Here is a 1,265-nt window from a genome sequence, read left to right as displayed (position 1 = left end):
CTGAGCGATCCCCGCATTTGAGCGAGCGGCTCGCCAGGCGCCTACCTGACAGCTCCGTGCGAAGCAGAGTGGTGGGGTACAGGAGGAGAGGCCATGCTGGTACGCAAGGTGGCCATCAACGAAGAGCAGGTGCGGGCGTTCCTGGAGAACTTGTTCGAGGAGGACCTGCACGCCAAGCGGGTGCTGTCGCTGTCGCATGCGACGTTGGGCGTGGTGCACGCCGCGTCCTTGTCGGTGCACGCCATTGGCCAGGCGCTGGCATGGGCCCGAGGCGGCGTGCAGAAGCACGGCATCAAACAGGTGGACCGGCTGCTGTCCAATGAAGCGGTGGACGTGTGGCAGCTGGCGGCCTCGTGGGTGCCGTACGTGCTGGCCGAGCGCAGCGAGGCGGTGGTGGCGCTGGACTGGACGGACTTCGAGGCCGATGACCACACCACGCTGGTGGCCAGCCTCGTCACCTCGCACGGGCGCACCACGCCCCTGCTGTGGCTGACGCTTCAGAAGAGCGCTCTGGCGGGGAACCGGGCTCACGCGGAGGATGAGCTGCTGCTGCGGTTGAAGGAGTGCGTGCCCGAAAGGGTGAAGGTGACGATACTGGCGGACCGGGGCTTTGCGGACCAGCGGCTGTATGCCTGGTTGGCACAGGCGGGCTTCGAGTACGTGGTGCGCTTCCGCAAGGACGTGCGGGTGGAGGTGGAAGGGGGCCACCAGCGTCCGGCGGCCGAGTGGATTCCTGCCAGCGGCCACGCCAAGAAACTGACGGACGTGCTCGTCACGGCGGGCCGGACATCGGTGCCCGCGGTGGTGCTGGTGCACCAGAAGGGCATGAAGGAGCCTTGGTGTCTGGCCACCAGTCTGGAAAGCGCCAGCGCGCGCCAGGTGGTGGACCTCTACTCTCAGCGCTTCTCGTGCGAGGAGACGTTCCGTGACGTCAAGGACTTGAGATTCGGGATGGGGCTGTCCACGGTGCGCGTGAAGAGTCCCGAGCGCAGGGACAGGTTGCTGCTGGTGAGCGCCCTGGCCCAGGTGCTGCTGACGCTGCTGGGTGCCGCCGGGGAGAGTCTCGGTATGGAAAAGGGCTTGAAGGCCAACACTGTCAAGACGCGCACCTACTCGCTCTTCCGTCAGGGCTGCATGTATTACCAAGCCATTCCCATGATGAAGGAGGAGCGCCTACGTCCTCTCGTCGAGCGCTTCGCCGAACTCCTTCACGGCCATCGGGTTTTCCAAGAAACGCTCGGCTTCATATGAGGGGATGGCTCAGG

At 65.5% G+C, this 1,265-nt stretch carries 1 protein-coding gene; it reads left to right on the top strand.

Annotated elements, in window-relative coordinates; translation table 11 throughout:
• The first annotated feature begins 93 nt into the window (after positions 1-93).
• Positions 94-1,251 (top strand): IS4 family transposase, encoded by a 1,158-nt coding sequence (locus tag G4D87_RS37905; protein WP_163787610.1) that lies wholly within the window; start codon positions 94-96, stop codon positions 1,249-1,251.
• Positions 1,252-1,265: the final 14 nt, after the last annotated feature.

Origin of the sequence: Myxococcus vastator (genome assembly GCF_010894475.1) — a bacterium.
Classification (GTDB): Bacteria; Myxococcota; Myxococcia; order Myxococcales; family Myxococcaceae; genus Myxococcus; species Myxococcus vastator.
This window is presented reverse-complemented; position numbering and strand designations above follow the sequence as displayed.